This window comes from Actinomyces sp. oral taxon 897 (assembly GCF_002999235.1).
Taxonomy (GTDB): Bacteria; Actinomycetota; Actinomycetes; order Actinomycetales; family Actinomycetaceae; genus Actinomyces.
This window is the reverse complement of record NZ_CP027236.1, coordinates 1547610-1568345: the sequence shown is the minus strand read 5'-3', so window position 1 is coordinate 1568345 and position 20736 is coordinate 1547610. Positions and strand designations below refer to the sequence as shown.

Here is a 20736-nt window from a genome sequence, read left to right as displayed (position 1 = left end):
TCGCGGCGGGGTGGGGACACTCGTGGTGCGCGACACGGTCCTCACCCCTGCGGCAGGGCCGCGCCGACGGCCTCACCCACGTGCTCCACCGGCAGGACCTGCATCCCCGGGACCGCGCGCAGCTCCTGGCTGCCGGCCAGGGGCACGATCGCCCGGTCAAAGCCCAGGCGCGCGGCCTCCGCCAGGCGCCGCTGCACCCCGACCGTGGCCCGCACCTCCCCGGTCAGCCCCACCTCCCCCACCGCCACCAGCCCCGCCGGGGTGGGCAGGTCGCGGGCGGCGGAGACCACCGCCACGGCCACCGCCAGGTCCGTGGCCGGCTCCACGGCGCGCGCCCCGCCCACGGTGGAGACGTAGACGTCCGTACTGGAGGTGTCCACCCTCAGCCTCGCCGCCAGGACCGCCAGGGCCATGGCGACCCGGGAGTGGTCCACCCCGGAGGTGGTGCGCCGTGGTGAGCCCGCGTTCGTCCCCGCCACCAGGGCCTGGACCTCCACGGGCATGGGGCGGCGTCCCTCCAGGGTCACGGTGGCACAGGTGCCGGGCACCTCGGAGCGGGCGGCCGACAGGAACAGCCCCGAGGGATCCGCCAGCCCCACAATGCCCCGTTCCCCCAGGTCGAAGCAGCCCACCTCGTCAGTGGGACCGTAGCGGTTCTTCACCGCCCGCAGCAGGCGCAGGCGGGCGTGGCGGTCTCCCTCGAACTGGGTGACCACGTCCACCAGGTGCTCCAGGACGCGCGGCCCGGCGATCCCGCCGTCCTTGGTCACGTGCCCCACCAGGAGCACGGGGATCCCCCGCTCCTTGGCCACGGCGATAAGGGCCCCCGCCACGGCCCGCACCTGGGTGACGCCCCCGGCGCTGCCCTCGACCTGGGTCGAGGCAACGGTCTGGACGGAGTCCACCACGACCAGGGAGGGGGAGGCCGCCTCCACGTGTCCCAGGAGCGCCTCCAGGGTGGTCTCGGAGGCCAGGAGGAGAGCCGGGTCCAGGGCGTCGATCCGCTCGGCGCGCAGCCGCACCTGGGATGCCGACTCCTCCCCGGTGACGTAGAGGACCGGGCCGTCCCCGCGCGAGCGGGACACGGCGGCCGCCTTCGCGGCGACGTCGAGCAGGAGCGTGGACTTGCCCACCCCGGGCTCCCCGGCCAGGAGGACGACGGCTCCGGGCACGATCCCGCCCCCCAGGACCCGGTCGAGCTCACCGACCCCGGTAGGGCGGGCCCGGGCCTCCTCGGCACTGACCTGTCCAATGGGCAGGGCCGGGGTGGCCGGGGTGGTGGCACGGGCCAGTGCGGGGGCCCCGACGCCGCCTGGTGCGGCCCCGGGGCGCTGCTCCTCCAGGGTCCCCCAGGCGCGGCACTCGCGGCACTGTCCCAGCCACTTGGGGCTGGTCCAGCCGCACTCGGTGCAGCGGTAGCTGGTCCTGGGAGGTCGGGTGGCCTTGGCGCTGGGCATGGGCCCACCATCTCACGGAGGACCGACGCCCCACCCCGCCCTCCCCGCCCTTCCGTGAGAACGGTACTTATTCGCCGCGAGAACGGTACTTGTTTGTCGTGAGAACGGTACTTGTTGCTCGTGAGGACGGAGCGTGCCCGGCAGGCTCCTGAGGCTGTCCGGTCTGCGCAACGGTCCTGTCCTGGCGGGCGTGAGGAGCTCCCCGGGCGGCCTCGGCGCGTGAGGTATCTGTCCTGTCCTGGTGGCGTGAGGGCCTCGACGGCGCCTCACCGGGCCGGAGAGGACCCCGTCCCCCGGACGTGAGAGTCTCTCAGCCAGCCTGACCGTAGGGGGGCTGCTGGCCGTAGCCCGTGGTCCCGGTCTGGGGGGTCTGGCCGTAGGCGCCAGCCTGGCCGTAGCCGGTGGCGGTCGTGCCCTGCGTGCCGTAGACGGCCTGCTGGCCGTAACCAGCCTGCGGGGGAGTGCCCTGCGCGCCGTAGGGTCCTGCCGCACCGTAGGGGGCCGCGGCGTCGTAGGTCCCCGTCGCGCCGTAGGGTCCCGCCTGGGCGACGGGCTGGGGCCGCTTGCTGGCGGGGACCAGGTTCGGGAAGTTCCTGGCCAGGACGTTGTCGAGCTTCTGGCCGACCACGAACAGGAGGATCCCGGGTAGCGCCAGGAGCCAGATCGGGATCCTCCGGACCGAGGAGTGGTTGCCGATCCACAGAAAGAGGGCGATACCCAGGCCGACCCCCGCCAGGACCACGACAATGACGACCGGAATGTACAGGAACGTGTGGAGGTCGTCGTCATCGACCTTCTTGGCTGCGGGGGCGGGAGTCCCCTGGGGCGGTACACCAGGGGCGGGCTGGGGGGAGTTGCCCCAGGCGGGCGGTTGCGAGCTCATGTACTGCCTTGTCTGCTTCTCGTAGGAGTGGATGAGGACGGCGGACGCCCGTCTGGACTGGCTCCGACCAGCCCAAGCATGCACACCAGGTAGCAGGTTGTCACCTGAGCGTGACCAAGGTAATCGCCGACGGGGGCGGCATAGGCGTGGAGCGGCACAGGTGCGAGGCCGCCGGGGGCCAGGCCGCCGGGGATCGGGGCGACGGCGCGCCCTGACCCCCGTGGGTCAGGACCGCTACCCGGTCCCCGGCGGCCCCGCCACGTGCTCTTAGGCCCGGCCCGCGCGGATCAGGGGCGTCCGCGAGCGCGCCGAGCTGCTGGCCGCCGCCTCAGACCTGGTCCGCACGGGCCAGGGGCCGGGGCTCAGAATGCTGCGCCACGCGCCCTCAGGCCCGGCCCGCGCGGGCCAGGGCGCGGGCCGCCACCCGGGCCACGTTCTCCCCGGTGAAGCCGTACTCCTTGAACAGGACGGCACCGGCGGCGGAGGAGCCGTAGTGGTCCAGGGAGACAATGTCCCCCGAGTCCCGCACGACCTCCCGCCAGCCCTGGGCGATACCGGCCTCCACTGAGACGGTCACGACCTGAGGCGGCAGGACCTGGTCCTGGTAGTCGGCGTCCTGGGCGCGGAACCACTCCAGGCAGGGGGCGGAGACCACGCGGGTGGGGGTGCCGGTCTCCTGGAGGCGGTTGCGCGCCTCCAGGGCCACGGCCACCTCGCTGCCGGTGGCGACGAGGACGACGGCGGGGGGCGTCACGGCGCCGGAGAGGGTGACCGCCTCGGCCAGGACGTAGGCGCCCCGGCCCACGCCCTGGCGGGCCTGGGCGGCGGCGGAGACCACGGGCAGGTTCTGGCGCGACAGCGCCAGGGCGACGGGCTCCCGGGGGTGCTCCAGGATCCGCCTCCAGGCCGCCACCGTCTCGTTGGCGTCAGCGGGCCGCACCACGGCCAGGCCGGGGATGGCGCGCAGGGAGGCCAGGTGCTCCACGGGCTGGTGGGTGGGGCCGTCCTCGCCCACCCCAATGGAGTCGTGGGTGAGCACGAACACGGAACCCACCCCCATGAGCGCGGCCAGGCGCACCGCCGGGCGCATGTAGTCCACGAACACCATGAAGGTCCCGCAGTAGGGGCGGGTCAGGCCGTCCAGGGCGATCCCGTTGACGATCGACCCCATGGCGTGCTCGCGCACCCCGAAGTGGAGGGTGCGCCCGTAGGGGCCGTCGCCCTTGCCCTGGGCCAGGGATGCGGGCAGGAAGGAGGGCTCGCCGGCCATGGTGGTGTGGTTGGAGGCGCCCAGGTCGGCTGAGCCGCCCCACAGCTCGGGCAGGACCGGTGCCAGGGCGTCCAGGACCCGGCCTGAGGCGGTCCGGGTGGCCACCGACTGGTCCAGGTCCCAGGCGGGCAGGACGTCGGACCAGCCCTCGGGCAGGGCCTGGGCGCGCAGCCGCTCAAGGAGGGCGGCCCGCTCGGGGAAGGCGGCTTGCCAGGTGGCGAAGCGCGCGTCCCAGTCGGCGCGGGCCGCGGCGGCGCGGGCCGCGGCGTGGGCGCGGGTGCGCTCCAGCAGCCCGTCGGGCACGAAGAAGCTCTCGGCGGGGTCCAGGCCCAGGACCTCCTTGAGGCCGGCCACCTCGGCGGCACCGAGCTTGGCGCCGTGGGTGGCCTCCGAGCCCTTCAGGGTGGGGCAGGGCCAGGCGATAATGGTGTGCAGGCGGATGAGGGAGGGGCGGGTGGTCTCGGCCCGGGCGGCCGCCAGGGCGGCGTGGAGGGCCTGGTAGTCCTCGTGGTAGGTGCCCCCGGCCCGCCAGTCCACGTCGACCACGTGCCACCCGTAGGCCTCGAAGCGCGCGCTGACGTCCTCGGTGAAGGAGGTGTCGGTGCTGCCCTCGATGGAGATGTCGTTGTCGTCGTAGATGGCAATGAGGCTGCCCAGCTCCTGGGTGCCGGCCAGGGAGGCGGCCTCGGCGGTGACCCCCTCCTGGAGGCAGCCGTCGCCTACGAGCGTGTAGACGTAGTGGTCGAACACCGACTCCCCCGGGGCGGCGTCGGGGTCCAGGACACCGTGCTCACGGCGTGCGGCCATGGCCATGCCCACCGCGTTAGACAGCCCGGCCCCCAGCGGCCCGGTGGTGGTCTCCACGCCCGGGGTGACCCCGCGCTCGGGGTGGCCCGGGGTCAGGGAGCCCAGCGTGCGCAGGGCCCGCAGATCGCTGACCTCCAGGCCGTAGCCGGAGAGCACCATCTGCGTGTACATGAACAAGGAGGCGTGACCGGCCGAGAGCACGAACCGGTCACGCCCCAGCCACTGCGGGTCGGCCGGGTCGTGGCGCATCTCGTACTGGTAGAGGAGGTAGGCCACGCCGGCCAAGGCGATCGCTGTCCCTGGATGACCTGAACCGGCCCTCTCGACGGCGTCAGCGGACAGGGCCCTGGCGACGGCGATCGCCTGGTCGTCGTTTTCAGTGAGCGCAAACTGCTCGGTGGTCATGCGTCAGGCTCCTTGAGTGGTGGACGTGTGTGAGGGGCCGATGGCGGGCGGTGCCTCGGTTCTCAGCACTGGTATCCTCTCGCGTGGCCTGAGGGGCGGGCAAACGCAGACGGTTACGAGTTCTTAGACTTTAAGGTAAGGCTGACCGGTTGCCTGTGCTCCTGGCACGGTGCCGGGCCTTGTGGACCGGTGTATTAGTGCACCCGACCGTGATGGTTTTCCACCCCCGGCACCGGTGCGCCGGTCGCCGGGGAGGCGGCCTCACAGCCAGCCGTTGGTCTCGGCGGTACGGGCCGCCTCGGTACGGTTGCGGGCCTGGGTCTTGGCGATCGCGCTGGAGAGGTAGTTGCGCACGGTCCCCTCCCCCAGGAACAGCGTGGCGGCGATGGTGCGGGCGTCCGCTCCTCTCCCGGCCAGGCGCAGGACGTCCTTCTCGCGTGCGGACAGCGGGTCGGGCCCCAGGATCACCAGCTCCTGGGCCAGGGTGGGGTCGATGACGCGCCCCCCGGCGTGGATGCGGCGGATGGCCTCGGCCAGCTCCTCGGGCGGGGTGTCCTTGACCAGGAACCCGCTGGCCCCGGCCTCCACGGCGCGCGAGAGGTAGCCGGGCCGCCCGAAGGTGGTGACAATGAGGACCCGGCAGCCCAGGTTCGCGGCGCTGAGCTCCGCGGTGGTGGTGAGCCCGTCCTTGCCGGGCATGTCAATGTCCAGGAGGGCCACGTCCACGTCGTGGGCCCGTACCGCTGCCACCACCTCGTCCCCGCTGCCCACCTGGGCCACCACCTCCAGGTCGTCCTCCAGGTCCAGGAGCGTGGCCAGGGCGCCTCGTACCAGGGCCTGGTCGTCGGCGATGAGCAGGCGGATGGGGGCCTGCGGGGCGCTGCCGGGCGCCGTGGTCGGGTTCGCAGCTGGTGGTGGGGTCATGACGGGCTCCGTTCGGTCTGTGCGGGCAGGGGTGTCCGCCGTGAGGACCGGCTGACGCTGGCGGCCGGGCCCGGCCTGTGCGGGCGGGCGTCCGGGGCAGGCGAGGCGGTGCGTGTCGGCTCGGTCTGTGCAGGCGGGGCAGGGCTATTGGCTGGCTGGCCGGGGCGGGCGTCCGGCTGACCGAGGTGTCTGGCTGGGACCGGGGCGTCCGGCTGGCCAGGACGGTGCCAGCTGGCCGGGGCCCGGCCTGTGCGGGCGGGCGTCCAGCCGGCCGGGGGACGCCGGCGCCTCAGAGCAGTCTCACCTCCACCAGGGTGCCACGTCCGGTGCCCGGGTCGGGGCTGGTCACGCTCAGGGAACCCTCGACCGCCTCGACGCGCTGGCGCAGGCCGCTCAGGCCGTTGCCGGGGACCGCCCCGCCCAGGCCGACGCCGTCGTCGGCCACCCGCAGCAGCCCCGGCGCCAGGGTGATCCGCACGTGCCCGGCCCCGGCGTGGCGCACCACGTTGGTGGTGGCCTCCCGCAGCGCCCAGGCCAGGGTGTCGCGCTGTCCGGAGGGGACCGCCTGGGGGTCGCCCTCCAGGGACACGGTGACCCCTGCGGCCCGCAGGGCCGTGCGGGAGGCCTCGACCTGGCTGGCCAGGTCCGGGGTGCGCAGGCGGGTGACGGTGGCGCGCACGTCGGCCAGGGAGGAGCGGGCCAGGGAGATGATCTCGTCGAGCTCGCGGACGGCCGCCTCCGGGTCCCGCCCCACGAGCCGACGGGCCACCTGGGCCTTGAGGGTCAGCACCGTCAGGGAGTGGCCCAGGATGTCGTGCACGTCCCGGCCGATCCTCTCGCGCTGGCGCACCACGTTGAGCTCCTCCTCCGCGGCCAGGCGTCGGCGGCTGCGCTCGTCGCCTATCCTGGCGAAGATGATCGTGGGGGTGGCGCAGGCGCTGCCCAGGATGGTCCACATGGCCTCGGCGGTGGGGGTGAGCATGAGGGCGGCCCAGAGCGCGCAGGCGTTGGCGGCCACGACGACCGGCAGGCCGGTACGCGCCGGCGTGGTGAACAGGATGAAGGCGTACAGGAACGGCAGGTAGTAGCCCGTGGCCCAGCCCAGTCCCGGGAGGGACAGGGCGGTCGTCAGGGCCATGGGGACCAGTCCGGGCAGGAGCGGCGACAGCTGCTCGGACAGGCTGGCGTCAGGGGGTACCGAGTGCCAGGGCGGTGAGGTGGAGACGGTCCAGGCGTAGACCGCGGCGAAGCTGGTGACGCCGACCAGCCCGCACGCCCTGCGGGGGGCCGACAGCCCGTCGGCCAGTACCACGATGCTGAAGGGGACCAGCAGGAAGAGGATCCACAGGGTGCTGGACCACTCGACCCGCCGCCACCACGGCCCCGGGGTGAGGGCCGCGTGGCTGCGCGGGTCCACGAGGCGGGTGCTCACGCCCGACGGGTGGAACGACGTCGGGCTGCCACCACCAGGGCGGCAAATACCAGGGTCCACACCACCAGGTTAGCCACCACCACCCACAGGCGCTCCTGGGTGGCGTGGGTGTCGCCGCCGGAGTAGGTGTAGGTGGTGCCCTGGGTCAGGGGCCAGCGGGCCAGGGCGCTCGCCCCGTACATGGGGGTGAGGCGTCCGACCGCCAGCAGGGTCCCGCTCAGGGGCATAAAGGCGTTGCCCAGGAACCCGAAGAGCGTCACCAGGGAGGTGGCGATGCCCACCGCGCTCTGGGGCGGCAGCAGGGAGCCCATGGCCAGGCCCCACAGGGCGAAGGGAACTGTGCCCAGCAGGGACAGCAGCAGGCCCAGGACCCAGCCCTGTGCGTCGAGCCGGACGGCGGTGAACGCCCCGGCGACCATGACCACCGCGATGGGGATGAGGGCGTTGAAGCTGGCCGTGGCCAGCTTGACGCCCCAGTAGCCGCGCAGGCCCGAGCGGGTCAGGGCCATCTGACGGCCCCAGCCCCCGGAGAGCTCCACGGCGGTGGCGGAGGTGGAGGAGGTGGATCCCAGGCAGGCGGAGTAGGAGGCCATGGCCAGCATGACCGAGGCGGCGACGTTGCCGTGCTCGTTGACGTCCGTGTCCGCGTAGGACTGTATGGCCCCGAAGAGGAGGTACATGGCCAGAGGGAAGAGGACGACGAAGAACAGGTTGGCGGGGTTCAGCACGGTGCGGCGCACGTCAATGGCGAGGTAGCTCAGGGCGGGGCGGGCCGGGCGCAGGCGGGGCGTGGTGGTGGCGGTGGTCATGGGGGTGCTTCTCTCGAGAATCGTTGCCGGGTGGGGTGGGCTCAGGCCCTGGCGGGCGTGGTGGTCAGGGCGGTGAACACGTCGTCGAGGCTGGTGGCGCTGACCCCCAGGTTCTCGGCGGGCGTGGCGGTCAGCAGCCAGCGGGCGACGTCGTCGGGCGCGGTGGTGCGGATCTCCAGGTGCTCCCCGCGCACCGTCCGGCTCAGCAGCGAGGCGGCCAGCACCGGGACGCGCTCGGCGGCGGCCGCCCAGGCCCGGTCCAGGTCCTGGGGGGTCAGGCCGGGCCAGGAGGCGGTCACCAGGGCGCCCTCGCCCATGGCGCGGATCTGGTCCACGGAGCCGTCGGCGACCAGGCGCCCCGAGGCGATAATGACGATCCGGTCGGCGAAGGAGGCCGCCTCCTCCAGGTAGTGGGTGGCGAAGACGATGGTGCGTCCGGAGTGGGACTGGGAGCGCATGGTGTCCCAGAAGGCGATCCGGCTGGTCACGTCCATGCCGGCGGTGGGCTCGTCCAGGACGAGCAGGGCGGGGGCGGTCATGAGGGCCAGGGCCAGGCGCAGGCGCTGGCGTTCCCCTCCCGAGCAGCGCTCGACCTGGCGCCGCAGGATACCGGCCAGGTCGGTCTGCCGTACCAGGTCGCCCAGGTCCCCGCGGTGGGACTGCATGGAGGCCGTGGCGCGCAGGGTCTCGGCCACGGTGAAGTTGTCCGTCAGGCCCCCGTCCTGGAGGACGGCGCCGATGCGGCCCTGGGCCACGGCCCGCCGGGGGTCGAGCCCAGGACGCGCACGGTGCCGCTGGTGGGCTGGGTCAGGCCCAGGACCATGTCCAGGGTGGTGGACTTGCCCGCGCCGTTGGGACCCAGGAAGGCGACCACCTCACCGGGGCCGACGCTCAGGTCCAGGCCGTTCACCGCCTGCACGGCGCCGAAGGTCTTCCTCAGGTCTGACAGGGCGATGGCGGGGGTGGAGAAGGCGTGTGAGGTGGTGCTGCGGGGGGTGCCGGGTGAGGCGGTGGGTACGGTGCTGGTTGAGGGGGCGGGCGTGCTCATGGGTACCAGGTTCCGCCGTCCGGGGCGGCAGCGGTACTGAGCGTTGTCACGGGCGTGATATGACAGGTGTCATGAGGTAAAAGCGCTGGTGAGAAAGGTTTTCGGACCTCGACGGCGGGCGAGGTATCCATCACAAAGGCGTAACAACCGGGGATTTTTCAGAAGTCCCTGTGAGACACTGGAGAACAGTCTCTGCGAGGCGGGAACGGTTGTGCCGACTCCGCCCCAGGGGGTCCTGAACCTTAAGTCTGCGACCTGTGGAGGTCCTTGCCCATGTCTCCCGCTGTCTCCTCTAGCGGCTCTGACGTCCCCAGCGGCCTGAGGCGCCGCACTGTCGTTGCGGGCGCCGCCTGGGCTGTCCCCGTCATCGCGATCGGCGCCCCGGCCGCCGCGGCCGCGGCGTCCACCACACCCACCGGGGACATCTGCACCCTGACCTACTACGACGGGAACGACGACTACCAGAAGCTCGACATCTCCCTGGCGGCCACGGTCGACGGCGGCGTCATCCCCGCGGGGACGGTCCTGTACTGGCGCTTTAAGTCGAACAAGGAGAACACCACCAAGCCTGTCCTGACGGTCAGCAGCCAGTGGAAGGCCCCCGTCTGGGTCGAGGAGACGCCCATGAACTGGGTCGTCAAGGTCGAGGCCGCCACCGACGTCACGCAGGTGGGCGGCTGCGACATCTACGCCTCCTGGAAGTCGGACTCCAAGGACGCCGACGGCTACCTGGTCGGCGGGTCCATGCTCTCCATCTACTTCTACGCCACCGACACGCCCGGGCCGGACTCGCAGTACTACAAGCTGCTGGACATGACCGTGGCCGAGCGCCGTACGGACATGAAGACGGACGACCCGGATCTTGAGAGGTACGTGAGCAGCCACGTCTACCACACCTCCTCCAACATCGGGCGGCGCTGGCCCGTCATCCGGTGGACCACCGACGGCGTGGTGGCCCCGTACACGGACATGAGCAAGTGGCAGAACGCCACCACCACGGCCGGCCGCAAGCACGACATCCTGCCCCAGCAGTTCGACGGGACCTACGCCGTGACGGTGCTCTGAGCCCTGGGCCTGTCGGCGCTGGCGGCGCCCCCTGTCCGACGCCCTGCGTGACGAGGTGACTCCTGGGCCCGACCGAGTACTGTGGGCGCCCTGGGCCCTGGCGCCCACGGTGCTCGGTCGGGCCGCTGACGGCGGTGGGTGCCACAGCTCCTGCTGTGGCACCCACCGCCGCCCTGTCCCCGGGGCCCTGCTCAACCACGGTCGTGGTCGAGGACGTCGCGAGACCTGGCTCCCGGGGTCCGGCCCGCACCACGACACCCGGCCGTGGGCCACCGTCACCATGCCTGGCTCCTGGGCCCGCACTGCCGAGGTGGCGTCGGCTGGACCGAGCGCGGCACCCGCCGACGCCGCTTGGGGCCCGCACTGCCGGGGCGGCGTACCCGCTCCTCCCTCAGCGGGGTGGGGCCCGGCCCGTGTCCTTCAGCGCCGCGGCTCGTAGCGGCGCAGCAGCAGCCAGGTCCCCAGCGGGCCCGCGGCCGCCAGCAGGGCGATGCCCAGGGCGGTACAGGCGGCCGCCCAGGGCGTGCCCCAGTGGGTGATGGCCTGCTCCATGCACAGGGACCCAAGGCTCAGGCCCACCAGGACCGCCACGGTGCCCACCCACCAGGGGTACCTCAGGAAGAGCAGGGTGACGCTTGCGCCCGCCAGGTAGCACAGCAGGACCGCTGGCGCAGCCAGCACGGCCAGCTGCGGGACCGTGGCGAGGTGGACCCCCGTGACCTGGTCCTTCAGCAGGACGTCGGGGATCGTCAGCAGCCCGCACACGGCCGTGGACGCCGCGCCGAGGAGTTCCCCGGTCCGGGTCAGGTGCGCCATGACCGCACCCCGCGTCAGCCCGGCGCGCAGTGACGCCGGCGTGCGGGTGGCCATGACGACCCCCTGGGTGAAGGCGAGGTAGGCCGCGCAGACGAAGGCGCACATGCAGTAGCCGCCAAAGACGAAGTTGGTGCCCGCCGGGACCCCGGGCAGCCTCGACGGCTCTGGGAGCAGCCCCGAGGACTGCATGACGAGCAGGACGGTCACGACCACGACGCCCCCCGCCTGGATCACGCCCTGGATGGGTGCCAGCTCGCGCAGCGCCAGGAGGGTGAGCCTCCACGTGGGCGAGGTGGTGCGGGTCTTGGCCTGCTCCTGGTCGGGACGGGGCTGGCGGGGCCGGGCGGCGTGGATGGCGGCGGTCATGACAGGTCTCCTTCGGTGATGTCGATGAGGGTCTCGCTCAGGGAGGCGAGCCCCTGGCCGGGACGGGAGTGGGCGGTGCGCAGCTCGTCGGCGGTGCCTGCCGCGACCAGGCGGCCACGGTGGAGGACGACGACGTCCTCCAGGAGGTCCTCGATCTCGTCGACCTGGTGGGAGGAGATGACCACGGTGGGGCGCTCACGCAGGTACGTGGCCAGCAGCTCGTCCCAGAAGCGGCGTCGTACCACGACGTCCATGCCCAGGTGGATCTCGTCCAGGAGCAGCACGGGACAGTGGCAGGCCAGGGCCAGGACGGCGTCCAGGGCGCTGCGCTGGCCCAGGGACATGCGTGAGGGCCTGGTGCGCAGGGGGACCTCGAAGCGGTCCATGAGCCGGGCGGCCTCCTGGGCGTCCCAGCCGGGGCGGGTGGCGGCCCACAGGTCCAGGGAGCGGCGCACCGGGGAGTCCTCGATCAGGGTGCGGGGGCCGCCCAGGTGGGCGGTGGCGGCCATGGTGGTGGCGTCGTCGAAGGCGGGGCGCCCGGCCACGGTCAGAGTCCCGCTGGTGGGGCGACGCACCCCGGAGACCAGGGACAGCAGGGTGGTCTTGCCTGAGCCGTTGCGGCCCAGCAGGCCGGTGACGGTGCCGGGGCGCAGGGTGAGCGTGAGCCCGGTCAGGGCCGGCCCGCCGCCCCGCGCGTAGCGGTAGCCGAGGTCGGTCACGTCAATGGCCGGCCCGCCGGGAGCGGTCTCGCAGGAGGTCTCGGGGACGCTCTCAGGGGTGGGTGGCGCGGGGCGGTGGGTGCTCATCGGGTCTCCTTGGGGGTGCGGGTCCTCAGGTGGGTGGCGACGGCGTCGCGCAACTCGGTGGAGCTCAGGCCGAGTGCGAGCCCGGTGTCGAGCGCGGGGTGCAGGACGTCGTCGGTGTAGGTGGTGCGCCGTGAGCGGCGCAGGTTCTCCAGGGCGCCCTCGGCCACGAACATGCCGATGCCGCGTCGCTTGACCACCAGGCCCTCGTCGACCAGGAGCGAGACGGCCTTGTTCGCGGTGGCCGGGTTGATGCGGTAGCGGGTGGCGTACTCGGTGGTGGAGGTCAGGCGTGCCCCCTCGGCCAGGTCGCCACTGAGGATCTGGGTGCGGATCTCCTCGGCGATCTGGAGGTAGATGGGGGACGCGTCGTCAAAGTGGGGCAAGGGTGGGCACCTCCTCGAGGACTTCGTTGGTTAGTTACATGAGTAGTTAACCACGGAACCAGGGGTGTGGCAAGACGGACTCTGTGGGAGATCTCGCACCGGTGTCCCGGCGCCGGGTGGCGCCGCCGCTGGCAGCCTGCGGGGGCGTTCTGGCAGAATCCTCTGCTGTACTCGGCTGAGTACGGCCCCTCTCCCGGACCCAGTCGCGTCTCGGCAACCACCGGAAACTGTTGCTTGACCCCACCGGGGACCAGTGCGAGCCAAACCATCCAGAACCAGGAGTTCAACCAAGTGGCAGTCAAGATTCGCCTCAAGCGCATGGGCAAGAAGTTCGCCCCGTTCTACCGGGTCGTCGTCCTCGACTCCCGTAAGCGCCGCGACGGCCGTGTGATCGAGGAGATCGGCCTGTACGACCCGATGCAGGAGCCCTCGCTCATCCGCATCAACTCCGAGCGAGCCCAGTACTGGCTCGGCGTGGGCGCCCAGCCCACCGACGCCGTGTTCAAGCTGCTCAAGATCACCGGCGACTACCAGAAGTTCAAGGGCCTGCCGGGGGCCGAGGGCACCCTGAGGGTCAAGGACGCCGACGCCGAGGCGGTGGCCACCCAGGCCGCCGTCAAGGCCGTCGCCGACGACGCCGAGAAGCGCAAGGCCGCGGCGGCCAAGGCCAAGGCCGAGAAGGAGGCCGCCCAGGCCTCGGCCGAGGCTCCCGCCGAGGAGGCCTGAGGATGCTGGCCGACGCGCTCGAGCACCTCGTGCGGGGGATCGTCGACAACCCTGACGACGTCACCGTCACCTCCCGCTCGCTGCGCCGCGGCGACCTGCTGGAGGTGCGGGTCAACCCCGAGGACCTGGGTCGTGTCATCGGCCGCTCGGGTCGCACCGCCCGCGCCCTGCGCACCGTCGTCGGCGCCCTGGCGGAGGCGCCGGTGCGGGTCGACGTCGTCGACACCGACCGCCGGTAGGCATCGCGTCAGCTGACGGACGGCCCGGCCCCGCTCAGGGAGCCGGGCCGCCGCCGTCCCCACCCCCTCCCACCGCGAGAACGGTACTTATTCCCCGTGAGAACGGTACTTATTGCTCGCGAGAACGGTACTTATTCGCCGTGAGAACGGTACTTGTTCGTCGTGAGAACGGTACTTATTGCTCGCGAGAACGGACAGCCCCTGTCTCACCGGGCCTGACCTGCGCGGGCGTCCCGTTCAGGTGCCCTTGAGCGGCTCTCGCCGCCACTGTAAGGGCTCCCGAGGGTGGATGCGACCCCTCCGGTAACACTATATGCAGTAATCCAAATAATCTCCCAGGTTTCGGTCGCCCCGGCTTCCCGCGTTTGACGCAATCTGAGGATCAGAACGGGTCCCACCTTTGGCCGCGCTGGCGGACAAGTCTCTGACCTGCGTGGACATTAAGTGCACAAAGGCTGGAGCGGGGTGTGGGTGGTTCTGATCCTCAGATTGCGACAGAACCGGGTACCAGCCCCAGCAGGGCCGCGCATAGCACCCCGGTACCCGGCGGGGATTAGGGTGCACGCGGTGGCCCCACGGGGCCAGCCGTGCAGTGCGAGCGTGACCCGCTGGTCGCCCGGCGTGCCCTACTGGCCGCGCGGCGCGACCGGCCAACCGTACGGCGTGCCCTGCGTTACCCACTGGCCACGCGGTGCGACCCGCCAGCTGTACGGCGTGACCCACTGGCCGTGCTGGTGCCCGGGACGTGGTGGCTCCTGCCTGCTCCCGGCTCCTGACCACGGTGGTGCGCTCGTGGCCGGCGTGGTCAGCTGGCCCCGCCCACGCCCGACCCTGCCCGCATCCCGACCCCGCCCTCTCCCGGCACGCCTCAGCCGGTAGTGTCGGTTCCGGACACCTACCAGCCACCCAGGAGCCCCGCGTGCTGCTTACCGTCGCCGTCATCGGTCCCGCCCACGCCCTCAAGGGCGAGGTCCGCCTTGCGATCCGCACCGACGACCCCCGGGGGCGGCTCGCCCCCGGGACCACCCTGCCCGTGGAGGCCCCCGGCGGCTGGCAGGGGCCTGCACCCGCTACCCTGACCGTCTCGCGGCTGCGCTCCGACGGCGCCCGCTGGTTCGCCGCCTTTGAGGGGGTTCCTGACCGCACGGCCGCCGAGGCGCTGCGCGGCCTGCGCCTCCTGGTAGACACCGACGCCGAGGAACGTGACCCCGAGCGTGACGACCAGGAGTGGTACCGACACGAGCTCGTGGGCCTGCGCGCCCTCCACGTTGACGGGCACGTCCTGGGCACGGTGACGGACCTGGAACCCGGCGTCGCCCAGGACCGGCTGGTGGTGCGCACCCCTGACGGGCAGGAGGTGGCGGTCCCCTTCGTGACCGCGCTGGTTCCGCAGGTCGACCTGGAGGCCGGCGCCCTCACCCTGGATCCACCCGGCGGGCTCTTCCCCGCCTCGGGGCAGGCCGAGGAGGCGCGCTAGTGGCCGCCGCAGACCAGGGACAGGCCCGCACACGCCGCTACGACGTCGTCACCATATTCCCCGACTACTTCCAGGCCCTGGACCTGTCCCTCATTGGCAGGGCGCGCCAGGACCACCTCCTGGAGCTGCGGGTCCACGACCTGCGTGACTGGACCCACGACCGCCACCGCACCGTGGACGACACCCCGGTCGGCGGGGGCGCGGGCATGGTCATGCGTCCCGACGTGTGGGGTCGGGCCCTCGACGCCGTCCTGGACCTGCCCGCCCCGGGGCCGGACCCGCTGACGACGACGGCTCCGGGTGGTGCTGCCCCCCTCCTAGCTGGTGGCGGGATCGAGCCAGGACCTGGTGGCGCCGGGGCCGCCCCGGCCGGACCGGGCCGTACCGAGCTGCCCGCCCCAGCCGGACCACACGGTACCGGGACGGCGGGGGCACCCACCCAGGCAGCCGGTACCGGGACGGACGCCCCGCAGCGGGGCCGCACTGTGCTCGTCATCCCCACCCCCGCCGGGGACGTCCTGACCCAGCGGGTCGTCGAGGACCTGGCCGGTGCCGAGCACCTGGTCCTGGCCTGCGGACGCTATGAGGGTATTGACTCCCGCGTCGCCGAGCACTACCGCGCCCGGGGCGTGGAGGTGCGCGAGCTCTCTGTCGGCGACTACGTCCTCAACGGCGGGGAGGCGGCCGCCCTGGTGGTGATCGAGGCGGTGGCCCGGCTCCTGCCCGGGGTCCTGGGCAACCCGGACTCCGTGGTCGAGGAGTCCCACGGCACTGACGGGCTGCTGGAGCACGAGGTCTACACCCGGCCCACCACCTGGCGGAACCTGGCCGTGGACCCGGTCCTGCTGTCGGGGGACCACGGCCGTATTGCCCGTGCCCGGCGGGACCAGGCCCTGACCCGCACCGCGCGGCGCCGTCCGGACATGGTCTCCGCCCTGGACGCCGCCGCCCTGGACGCCGCCGACCGCGCCCGCCTGGCGGCCCTGGGCTGGGTGGTGCCGGTGGGGTGCGCCCACCCGGTGCCCGTGGGGCTGCGGGCCGCTGGCGTTGAGGACGCCCAGTGCCTGGCGGCCCTGGCGGCCCGTACCTTCCCCGACGCCTGCCCACCCTTCCTCAGCGAGGACCGGGTCGCCGAGCACATTGCGACTCACCTCACCGCAGAGCGCTTCAGTTCCTGGGCCGCGGACCCGCGTGTGCTCCTGACCCTGGCCTCCCTCGGGCGCGCGGTGCCACCGGGGGCCGACGTGCCCGCCCCGGGGGAGGTGGTGGGCTACAGCGCCCTGATCCTGGAGCGCCGGGACGGCGGCCGCCTGCCCGAGGGGCTGGACGCTAGGCCGTCCTGCGTCCAGGTCGGGGACACGGATCTGGTGGCTGAGCTGTCCAAGGTGTACGTGGACGCCCGCCTGCGCGGCTCAGGCCTGGCCGCCGCGCTCCTGGAGCGGGCCCTCCACCAGGCCCGGCAGGCCGGGGCCACGCTGCTGTGGCTGGGTACCCACACCGGTAACAGGCGGGCCCAGAAGGCCTACCGGCGGGCCGGGTTCACGGTGGTGGGAACACGTAGCTACGACGTCGGCGGACGGGCCTGCCGCGACGTCGTTATGGTGCGTCGGCTCCCGGACCGCTGAGGGCAGCCGCTAGCCCACTGACCCCGGGCCCCGGCCACAGGCCATGAGCCCCGGGCTGCGAGCCCCGGCCACAGGCTGCGGGCCCCGACCCCAGGCCACGGGCTCGCGCTCGCAGTACCGACCCGGGTCCGCGGCCAGGTGGTCGCAGGCGGGCCGTTCCCGGGGCCCGGAAGTCGCAGATCACGTGGGCCGAGGCGGCCCCGACCCAGGCGAGCTGTTCCGCGCTCCTCGCCGGGTTCCGGCAGAACCTGCTAGGCGGCCCCGGCCTAGGCTCCGGCCCGGGCGGGCCGTTCAGCCCTCGTCATCCTCGTCCTCCTCGGGCGCAATGAGGAGGAGGTCAATGTGCAGTCCCAGCGGCCTGCCCGCGGCGTCGCGGGTCAGGTACACCGGGTAGGAGCCGTCACCGAACCCCGAGTGGCTCATGACGACGTTCTCGCCGTGGGTCGCCAGCGGCATGACGATATTGGCGAGTCCGGGCTGGTAGTGCTCCTCGGAGTCCATGAGCTCGAACCAGGAGGTCGGCTCCCCGCTGTCAAAGATCTCTTCGTACCAGTCGCACTCATCGTTCAGCTCGGGCATGCACCGCTCCACGGCGTCGGCGTCGACCATGCCCACGGTCCCGGCGTCCACGGGGACCAGCCAGCAGCTCCCGGGCTCCGGGGCGCCCTCGACAGAGGCCGCCGGCTCGACGCTGGCGGCCTCCCCCTCGCCCAGTACCAGGGAGAAGTAGGCCTCACAGTCGGCCATGGTGACCCGTACCGGGTAGTCTCCCGGCGGGACCGCGAACTCGAGGCAGTCGTCGAGGTTGACGAACGGGTCGCAGACCCGCACCCGTCCCGAGGGCACGCGCAGCGTCCCCAGGTCGTGGACGCTCAGGGTCACCTCGTCCCCCTCGCCGTCGCGGACCGTACCGGGGTGCAGGGCGTGGAAGTCAGTGATCTTCATGCGGTGATGGTTCCGTAGCCGGTTCCGCGGTGTCAAACACGCCGTGAGGTCGCGCACGTCCTCGCCCCTGTGCTCGCCGCCTGCTGAGGGGCTGTGGCACACTTGCCTGGCCCCGGGCCCGGGAGCGGCTCTGCCACTGGGGAGCCCCTGCCGAGCGGGACCTGCGGGCACGAGCACCGACGCCCCGTGAGGTGTCGCCGACCAAGCGCCCATGACCAGTGGCACGTGCGTGGAGAAGAACCATGAACCTCATTGACCAGATCGACGCCGCCTCCCTGCGCGAGGACGTCCCCGCCTTCCGCCCTGGCGACACCGTCAAGGTGCACGTCAAGGTCGTGGAGGGGAGCCGTTCGCGTATCCAGGTGTTCCAGGGCGTGGTGATCGCGCGCTCCGGCGCCAGTGTCTCCGAGACCTTCACGGTCCGCAAGATCTCCTTCGGGGTGGGCGTGGAGCGCACCTTCCCGGTGCACACCCCCACTATCGACCGGATTGAGGTCGTCACCCGTGGTGACGTTCGTCGCGCCAAGCTGTACTACCTGCGCAACCTGCGTGGTAAGGCCGCCAAGATCAAGGAGCGTCGCGAGGCCTGACGTCCCAGGGCAGCCTTGCCCGCGGGTGAGGGCGTCCGTGACCACAGCGGTTGCGGGCGCCCTTTCGCGTGGCGGGTAGGTAGGATCACGGCAGGTTTCCGCGCCAGCGGAGCACACGAGTGAAGGGATTAGCGTGACCTCCGAGCAGGACGACGCCCAGCCCACCGCCGACGCCCGGGACGAGCCGCAGGACGACGCCCCGCAGGCGGACGGCGCCCGACCCGGGACCCGCCCCCAGTCCGAGGCCTGCCCCCGGACCGAGTCGCAGGACGGTGCCTCCCGAGAGGACGCTGCCCGCCTCCAGACCGAGCCCGAGGCCGAGCCTGAGACCGAGCCCGAGGCCGGGACTCAGGCTAAGGCCCAGGACGCTTCCCGGGACGAGCCGCAGGACGACGCCTCCCAGGCCGACGACGCCAGCTCCCAGGGAGAGACCCAGGACGGCTCCCAGGCTGAGACCCAGGACGGCTCCCAGGGCGAGGCCGGTCCGCAGGACGACGACCCGCAGGACCTCCCGCCCTCCTACCCGCCCCAGGAGCGCCCGACATCGTCGGACGACTCCGAGAGCAGCAGACCTGCACGCCGTCGGCCACGCCGAGGGTCCTTCCTGGTCCCCTTCGTCGTCATTCTCCTGCTCGTAGCGCTGTTCAAGACCTTTGTCATCCAGTACTTCGAGATTCCTACTGGGTCCATGGAGAGCACATTGGTCAACGGTGACCGGGTAGCGGTGACTATGTATGACTCCGACGACATTAAACGCGGCGATATTATCGTCTTCCGCGATCCTGATCACTGGTTGAATAGCATTGACCCTACCGGTCTGAGAGGGCTCATCCGTGACGGCCTCATCCTTATCCGGATCCTCCCGGAGGACTCGGGCCACCACCTCATTAAGCGTGTGATCGGAATGCCCGGGGACCGGGTCGTCTCCGACGGGCGGGGGACGGTCTCGGTCAACGGGGTGGTCCTTCACGAGACCTACGTCAAGGCAGGTGTCTCGCCCTCCGAGGTCGCCTTCGACGTCACCGTGCCCGACTCCATGGTCTGGGTCATGGGGGACAACCGCTCCAACTCCGCGGACTCCCGGGCGCACATGGATGACGTCCACGGCGGCTTCGTCCCCCTGAGCGACGTCGTGGGGGTGGCCAAGAGCATTATCTGGCCGGTGAGCCGCTGGGACGGCCTGGGCGAGGGGGAGGACGTCTTCGCCGGCGTCCCCGCGGCCCGGTGAGCCGCAGGCCAGCCTCCCGACCGGTCCCCGACCGCCTGGTCGAGCGCGCCCTCATGGAGCGGTTCCCGCTGGTGGGAGGGATGGACGAGGTCGGGCGAGGGGCGCTGGCCGGCCCGGTCACGGTGGGCCTGGCAGTCGTCGGCGCCGCCACGCCGGAGGCCTTCCCCGCCGGCCTGGCGGACTCCAAGCTCCTGTCCGCCCGACGGCGTGAGGACCTGGTGGGACCGTGCCGGCAGTGGCTGGAGGACTGGGCCCTGGGCAGCTCGACGCCGGGTGAGATCGACGCCCACGGCATTGTCGGCGCCCTGAGGCTGGCGGGCCTGCGGGCCCTGGCGCAGGTCGCCGCCCGGGGCCACCTGCCCGACGTCGTGCTCCTGGACGGCAGCGCCGACTGGCTCAGCCGGCCCCACGAGGACCTGCTCACGACGCTGGCGGGGCGGCCGGGCGCCGGGAACCAGGTGCCGGGTGCTGGCAGGGCCCAGGTGCCGGGTGCCGGTGGGGCCCAGGCGCTGGGTGCCGGTGGGCTAGAAGACGCGGGCACTGGTGGGCTGGAGGACGCGGGCGCCAAGGAGGCTGGGGCCCGCGACCCAGGGGAGTACGGTGCCCCCCTGCCCCCCGGGCTCACCCCGCCAGTGCGCACCAGGGTGAGGGCCGACGCGCACTGCGCCGTCGTGGCCGCGGCCTCCGTCCTGGCCAAGGTCCACCGGGACGGGCTCATGAGGCAGCTGGAGGATCCCGGCTACGGCTGGGCCAGCAACAAGGGCTACGCGGCCCGGGCGCACGTGGAGGGGCTGGCGCGGCTGGGTGCAAGTGACCAGCACCGCCGTAGCTGGCGCCTGCCCGGCTTGGAGAAGCATGAACGTCAGGGCATGATAATCCAGTGAGTATTGAGGATCTTGAGGCCTACGAGAACGACCTGGAGTTAGAGCTCTACCGCGAGTACCGAGACGTGGTGAGCCTCTTCTCCTACGCCGTGGAGACGGAACGACGCTTCTACCTGACCAACTCCGTGGACGTCCAGGTGCGCACCAACGGCGGGGAGGTCTTCTTTGAGCTCACCCTGGAGGACGCCTGGGTGTGGGACATCTACCGGGCCTCCCGGTTCGTCAAGTCCGTCCAGGTCGTCACCTTCAAGGACGTCAACGTGGAGGAGCTGGCCAAGCCGGAGATGGGTCTGCCCTCCTGACGGCTGCCGGGGCACAGGGGCTGTCCGGCGAGTCGGCTGACGTCGCTGGCCAGGTCCCTGGCGCCTCACCCCTCCTCGCCGGGGGGTGGCAAGGCCCGCTGGCGGTGCGGCTCCGGCAGCGGCGCGCCGGGCACCCCGGATCCACCGGGCACCCCGGATCCGAGGGGCCTCATGACGTACGGTTGACATACCCGGGGCGCGGGGACGCGCGGCGTCACCCGTCGCCTCCAGCCTGTGGACAGGAGGTTT

At 72.3% G+C, this 20736-nt stretch carries 21 protein-coding genes; 9 read left to right on the top strand and 12 right to left on the bottom strand.

Features of this window, described 5'->3' with window-relative positions; genetic code table 11:
* Nucleotides 1-41: 41 nt before the first annotated feature.
* The 8 genes from radA to C3V41_RS14505 all read right to left on the bottom strand — a co-directional run bounded on the left by radA (nucleotide 42) and on the right by C3V41_RS14505 (nucleotide 9035).
* Nucleotides 42-1457, bottom strand: coding sequence for a DNA repair protein RadA (radA, locus tag C3V41_RS06380; RefSeq protein ID WP_106109568.1), 1416 nt, complete (start codon nucleotides 1455-1457; stop codon nucleotides 42-44).
* 310 nt (nucleotides 1458-1767) lie between these two features.
* Nucleotides 1768-2340 carry a hypothetical protein gene (locus C3V41_RS06375; RefSeq protein ID WP_106109567.1) on the bottom strand — a complete coding sequence of 191 codons (573 nt, stop codon included), beginning with the start codon at nucleotides 2338-2340 and terminating at the stop codon, nucleotides 1768-1770.
* Nucleotides 2341-2725: 385 nt separating this feature from the next.
* Nucleotides 2726-4822, bottom strand: a complete 2097-nt coding sequence (gene tkt, locus C3V41_RS06370) for a transketolase (RefSeq protein ID WP_106109566.1) — start codon at nucleotides 4820-4822, stop codon at nucleotides 2726-2728.
* A 261-nt stretch (nucleotides 4823-5083) separates the two neighbouring features.
* Nucleotides 5084-5746, bottom strand: a complete 663-nt coding sequence (locus C3V41_RS06365) for a response regulator transcription factor (protein WP_106109565.1) — start codon at nucleotides 5744-5746, stop codon at nucleotides 5084-5086.
* A 289-nt stretch (nucleotides 5747-6035) separates the two neighbouring features.
* The gene (locus C3V41_RS06360) at nucleotides 6036-7178 is read right to left on the bottom strand and encodes a sensor histidine kinase (protein ID WP_106109564.1); all 1143 of its coding nucleotides are present in this window, start codon (nucleotides 7176-7178) and stop codon (nucleotides 6036-6038) included.
* On the bottom strand, nucleotides 7175-7987 hold the full coding sequence (locus tag C3V41_RS06355) for a hypothetical protein (protein ID WP_106109563.1): 813 nt from the start codon (nucleotides 7985-7987) through the stop codon (nucleotides 7175-7177). The genes C3V41_RS06360 and C3V41_RS06355 overlap by 4 nt, the downstream gene beginning before the upstream one ends.
* A gap of 41 nt (nucleotides 7988-8028) precedes the next feature.
* Entirely contained in the window at nucleotides 8029-8742 is a 714-nt protein-coding gene (locus tag C3V41_RS06350) for an ABC transporter ATP-binding protein (protein ID WP_174714759.1), read from the bottom strand.
* Nucleotides 8697-9035, bottom strand: coding sequence for an ATP-binding cassette domain-containing protein (locus tag C3V41_RS14505; RefSeq protein WP_174714758.1), 339 nt, complete (start codon nucleotides 9033-9035; stop codon nucleotides 8697-8699). Before C3V41_RS14505 ends, C3V41_RS06350 begins: the two co-directional genes overlap by 46 nt.
* 273 nt (nucleotides 9036-9308) lie before the next feature.
* Between C3V41_RS14505 and C3V41_RS06345 the strand changes: the two genes are divergently transcribed.
* Entirely contained in the window at nucleotides 9309-10100 is a 792-nt protein-coding gene (locus tag C3V41_RS06345; protein WP_106109562.1) for a hypothetical protein, read from the top strand.
* A 420-nt stretch (nucleotides 10101-10520) separates the two neighbouring features.
* Here the strand turns inward: C3V41_RS06345 and C3V41_RS06340 are convergent, their stop codons facing one another.
* From C3V41_RS06340 to C3V41_RS06330, 3 genes are read right to left on the bottom strand one after another with little or no spacing between them, the layout of a single operon-like run.
* Complete coding sequence (locus C3V41_RS06340; protein ID WP_106109561.1) at nucleotides 10521-11282, bottom strand: hypothetical protein; 762 nt, start codon at nucleotides 11280-11282, stop codon at nucleotides 10521-10523.
* Nucleotides 11279-12088: an ATP-binding cassette domain-containing protein gene (locus C3V41_RS06335; protein ID WP_106109560.1), complete on the bottom strand. Its 810-nt coding sequence runs from the start codon at nucleotides 12086-12088 to the stop codon at nucleotides 11279-11281. The genes C3V41_RS06340 and C3V41_RS06335 overlap by 4 nt, the downstream gene beginning before the upstream one ends.
* The gene (locus C3V41_RS06330) at nucleotides 12085-12471 is read right to left on the bottom strand and encodes a GntR family transcriptional regulator (protein ID WP_106109559.1); all 387 of its coding nucleotides are present in this window, start codon (nucleotides 12469-12471) and stop codon (nucleotides 12085-12087) included. Before C3V41_RS06330 ends, C3V41_RS06335 begins: the two co-directional genes overlap by 4 nt.
* A 291-nt stretch (nucleotides 12472-12762) precedes the next feature.
* Between C3V41_RS06330 and rpsP the strand changes: the two genes are divergently transcribed.
* The 4 genes from rpsP (at nucleotide 12763) to C3V41_RS06310 (ending at nucleotide 16538) form a co-directional block, all read left to right on the top strand.
* On the top strand, nucleotides 12763-13197 hold the full coding sequence (rpsP, locus tag C3V41_RS06325; RefSeq protein ID WP_106109558.1) for a 30S ribosomal protein S16: 435 nt from the start codon (nucleotides 12763-12765) through the stop codon (nucleotides 13195-13197).
* Nucleotides 13198-13199: 2 nt separating this feature from the next.
* The gene (locus C3V41_RS06320; RefSeq protein ID WP_106109557.1) at nucleotides 13200-13436 is read left to right on the top strand and encodes an RNA-binding protein; all 237 of its coding nucleotides are present in this window, start codon (nucleotides 13200-13202) and stop codon (nucleotides 13434-13436) included.
* A gap of 919 nt (nucleotides 13437-14355) precedes the next feature.
* A complete protein-coding gene (rimM, locus tag C3V41_RS06315) occupies nucleotides 14356-14913 on the top strand; it encodes a ribosome maturation factor RimM (protein WP_106109556.1) in 558 nt (185 codons plus the stop codon).
* Nucleotides 14913-16538, top strand: coding sequence for a GNAT family N-acetyltransferase (locus C3V41_RS06310; protein WP_106109555.1), 1626 nt, complete (start codon nucleotides 14913-14915; stop codon nucleotides 16536-16538). The genes rimM and C3V41_RS06310 overlap by 1 nt, the downstream gene beginning before the upstream one ends.
* A 291-nt stretch (nucleotides 16539-16829) precedes the next feature.
* On the opposite strand, the gene C3V41_RS06305 is transcribed toward C3V41_RS06310, so the two are convergent.
* Nucleotides 16830-17483 (bottom strand): DUF4241 domain-containing protein, encoded by a 654-nt coding sequence (locus C3V41_RS06305; RefSeq protein ID WP_165271590.1) that lies wholly within the window; start codon nucleotides 17481-17483, stop codon nucleotides 16830-16832.
* A 242-nt stretch (nucleotides 17484-17725) separates the two neighbouring features.
* On the opposite strand from C3V41_RS06305, the gene rplS reads away from it, so the two are divergent.
* From rplS to C3V41_RS06285, 4 genes are all read left to right on the top strand, one after another.
* On the top strand, nucleotides 17726-18073 hold the full coding sequence (gene rplS, locus C3V41_RS06300; protein ID WP_106109553.1) for a 50S ribosomal protein L19: 348 nt from the start codon (nucleotides 17726-17728) through the stop codon (nucleotides 18071-18073).
* 133 nt (nucleotides 18074-18206) lie between these two features.
* Nucleotides 18207-19301, top strand: a complete 1095-nt coding sequence (gene lepB / locus C3V41_RS13395; protein WP_217350964.1) for a signal peptidase I — start codon at nucleotides 18207-18209, stop codon at nucleotides 19299-19301.
* Nucleotides 19302-19354: 53 nt separating this feature from the next.
* Nucleotides 19355-20185, top strand: a complete 831-nt coding sequence (locus tag C3V41_RS06290; RefSeq protein ID WP_106110712.1) for a ribonuclease HII — start codon at nucleotides 19355-19357, stop codon at nucleotides 20183-20185.
* Nucleotides 20182-20487: a DUF2469 domain-containing protein gene (locus tag C3V41_RS06285; protein ID WP_106109552.1), complete on the top strand. Its 306-nt coding sequence runs from the start codon at nucleotides 20182-20184 to the stop codon at nucleotides 20485-20487. Before C3V41_RS06290 ends, C3V41_RS06285 begins: the two co-directional genes overlap by 4 nt.
* Nucleotides 20488-20736: the final 249 nt, after the last annotated feature.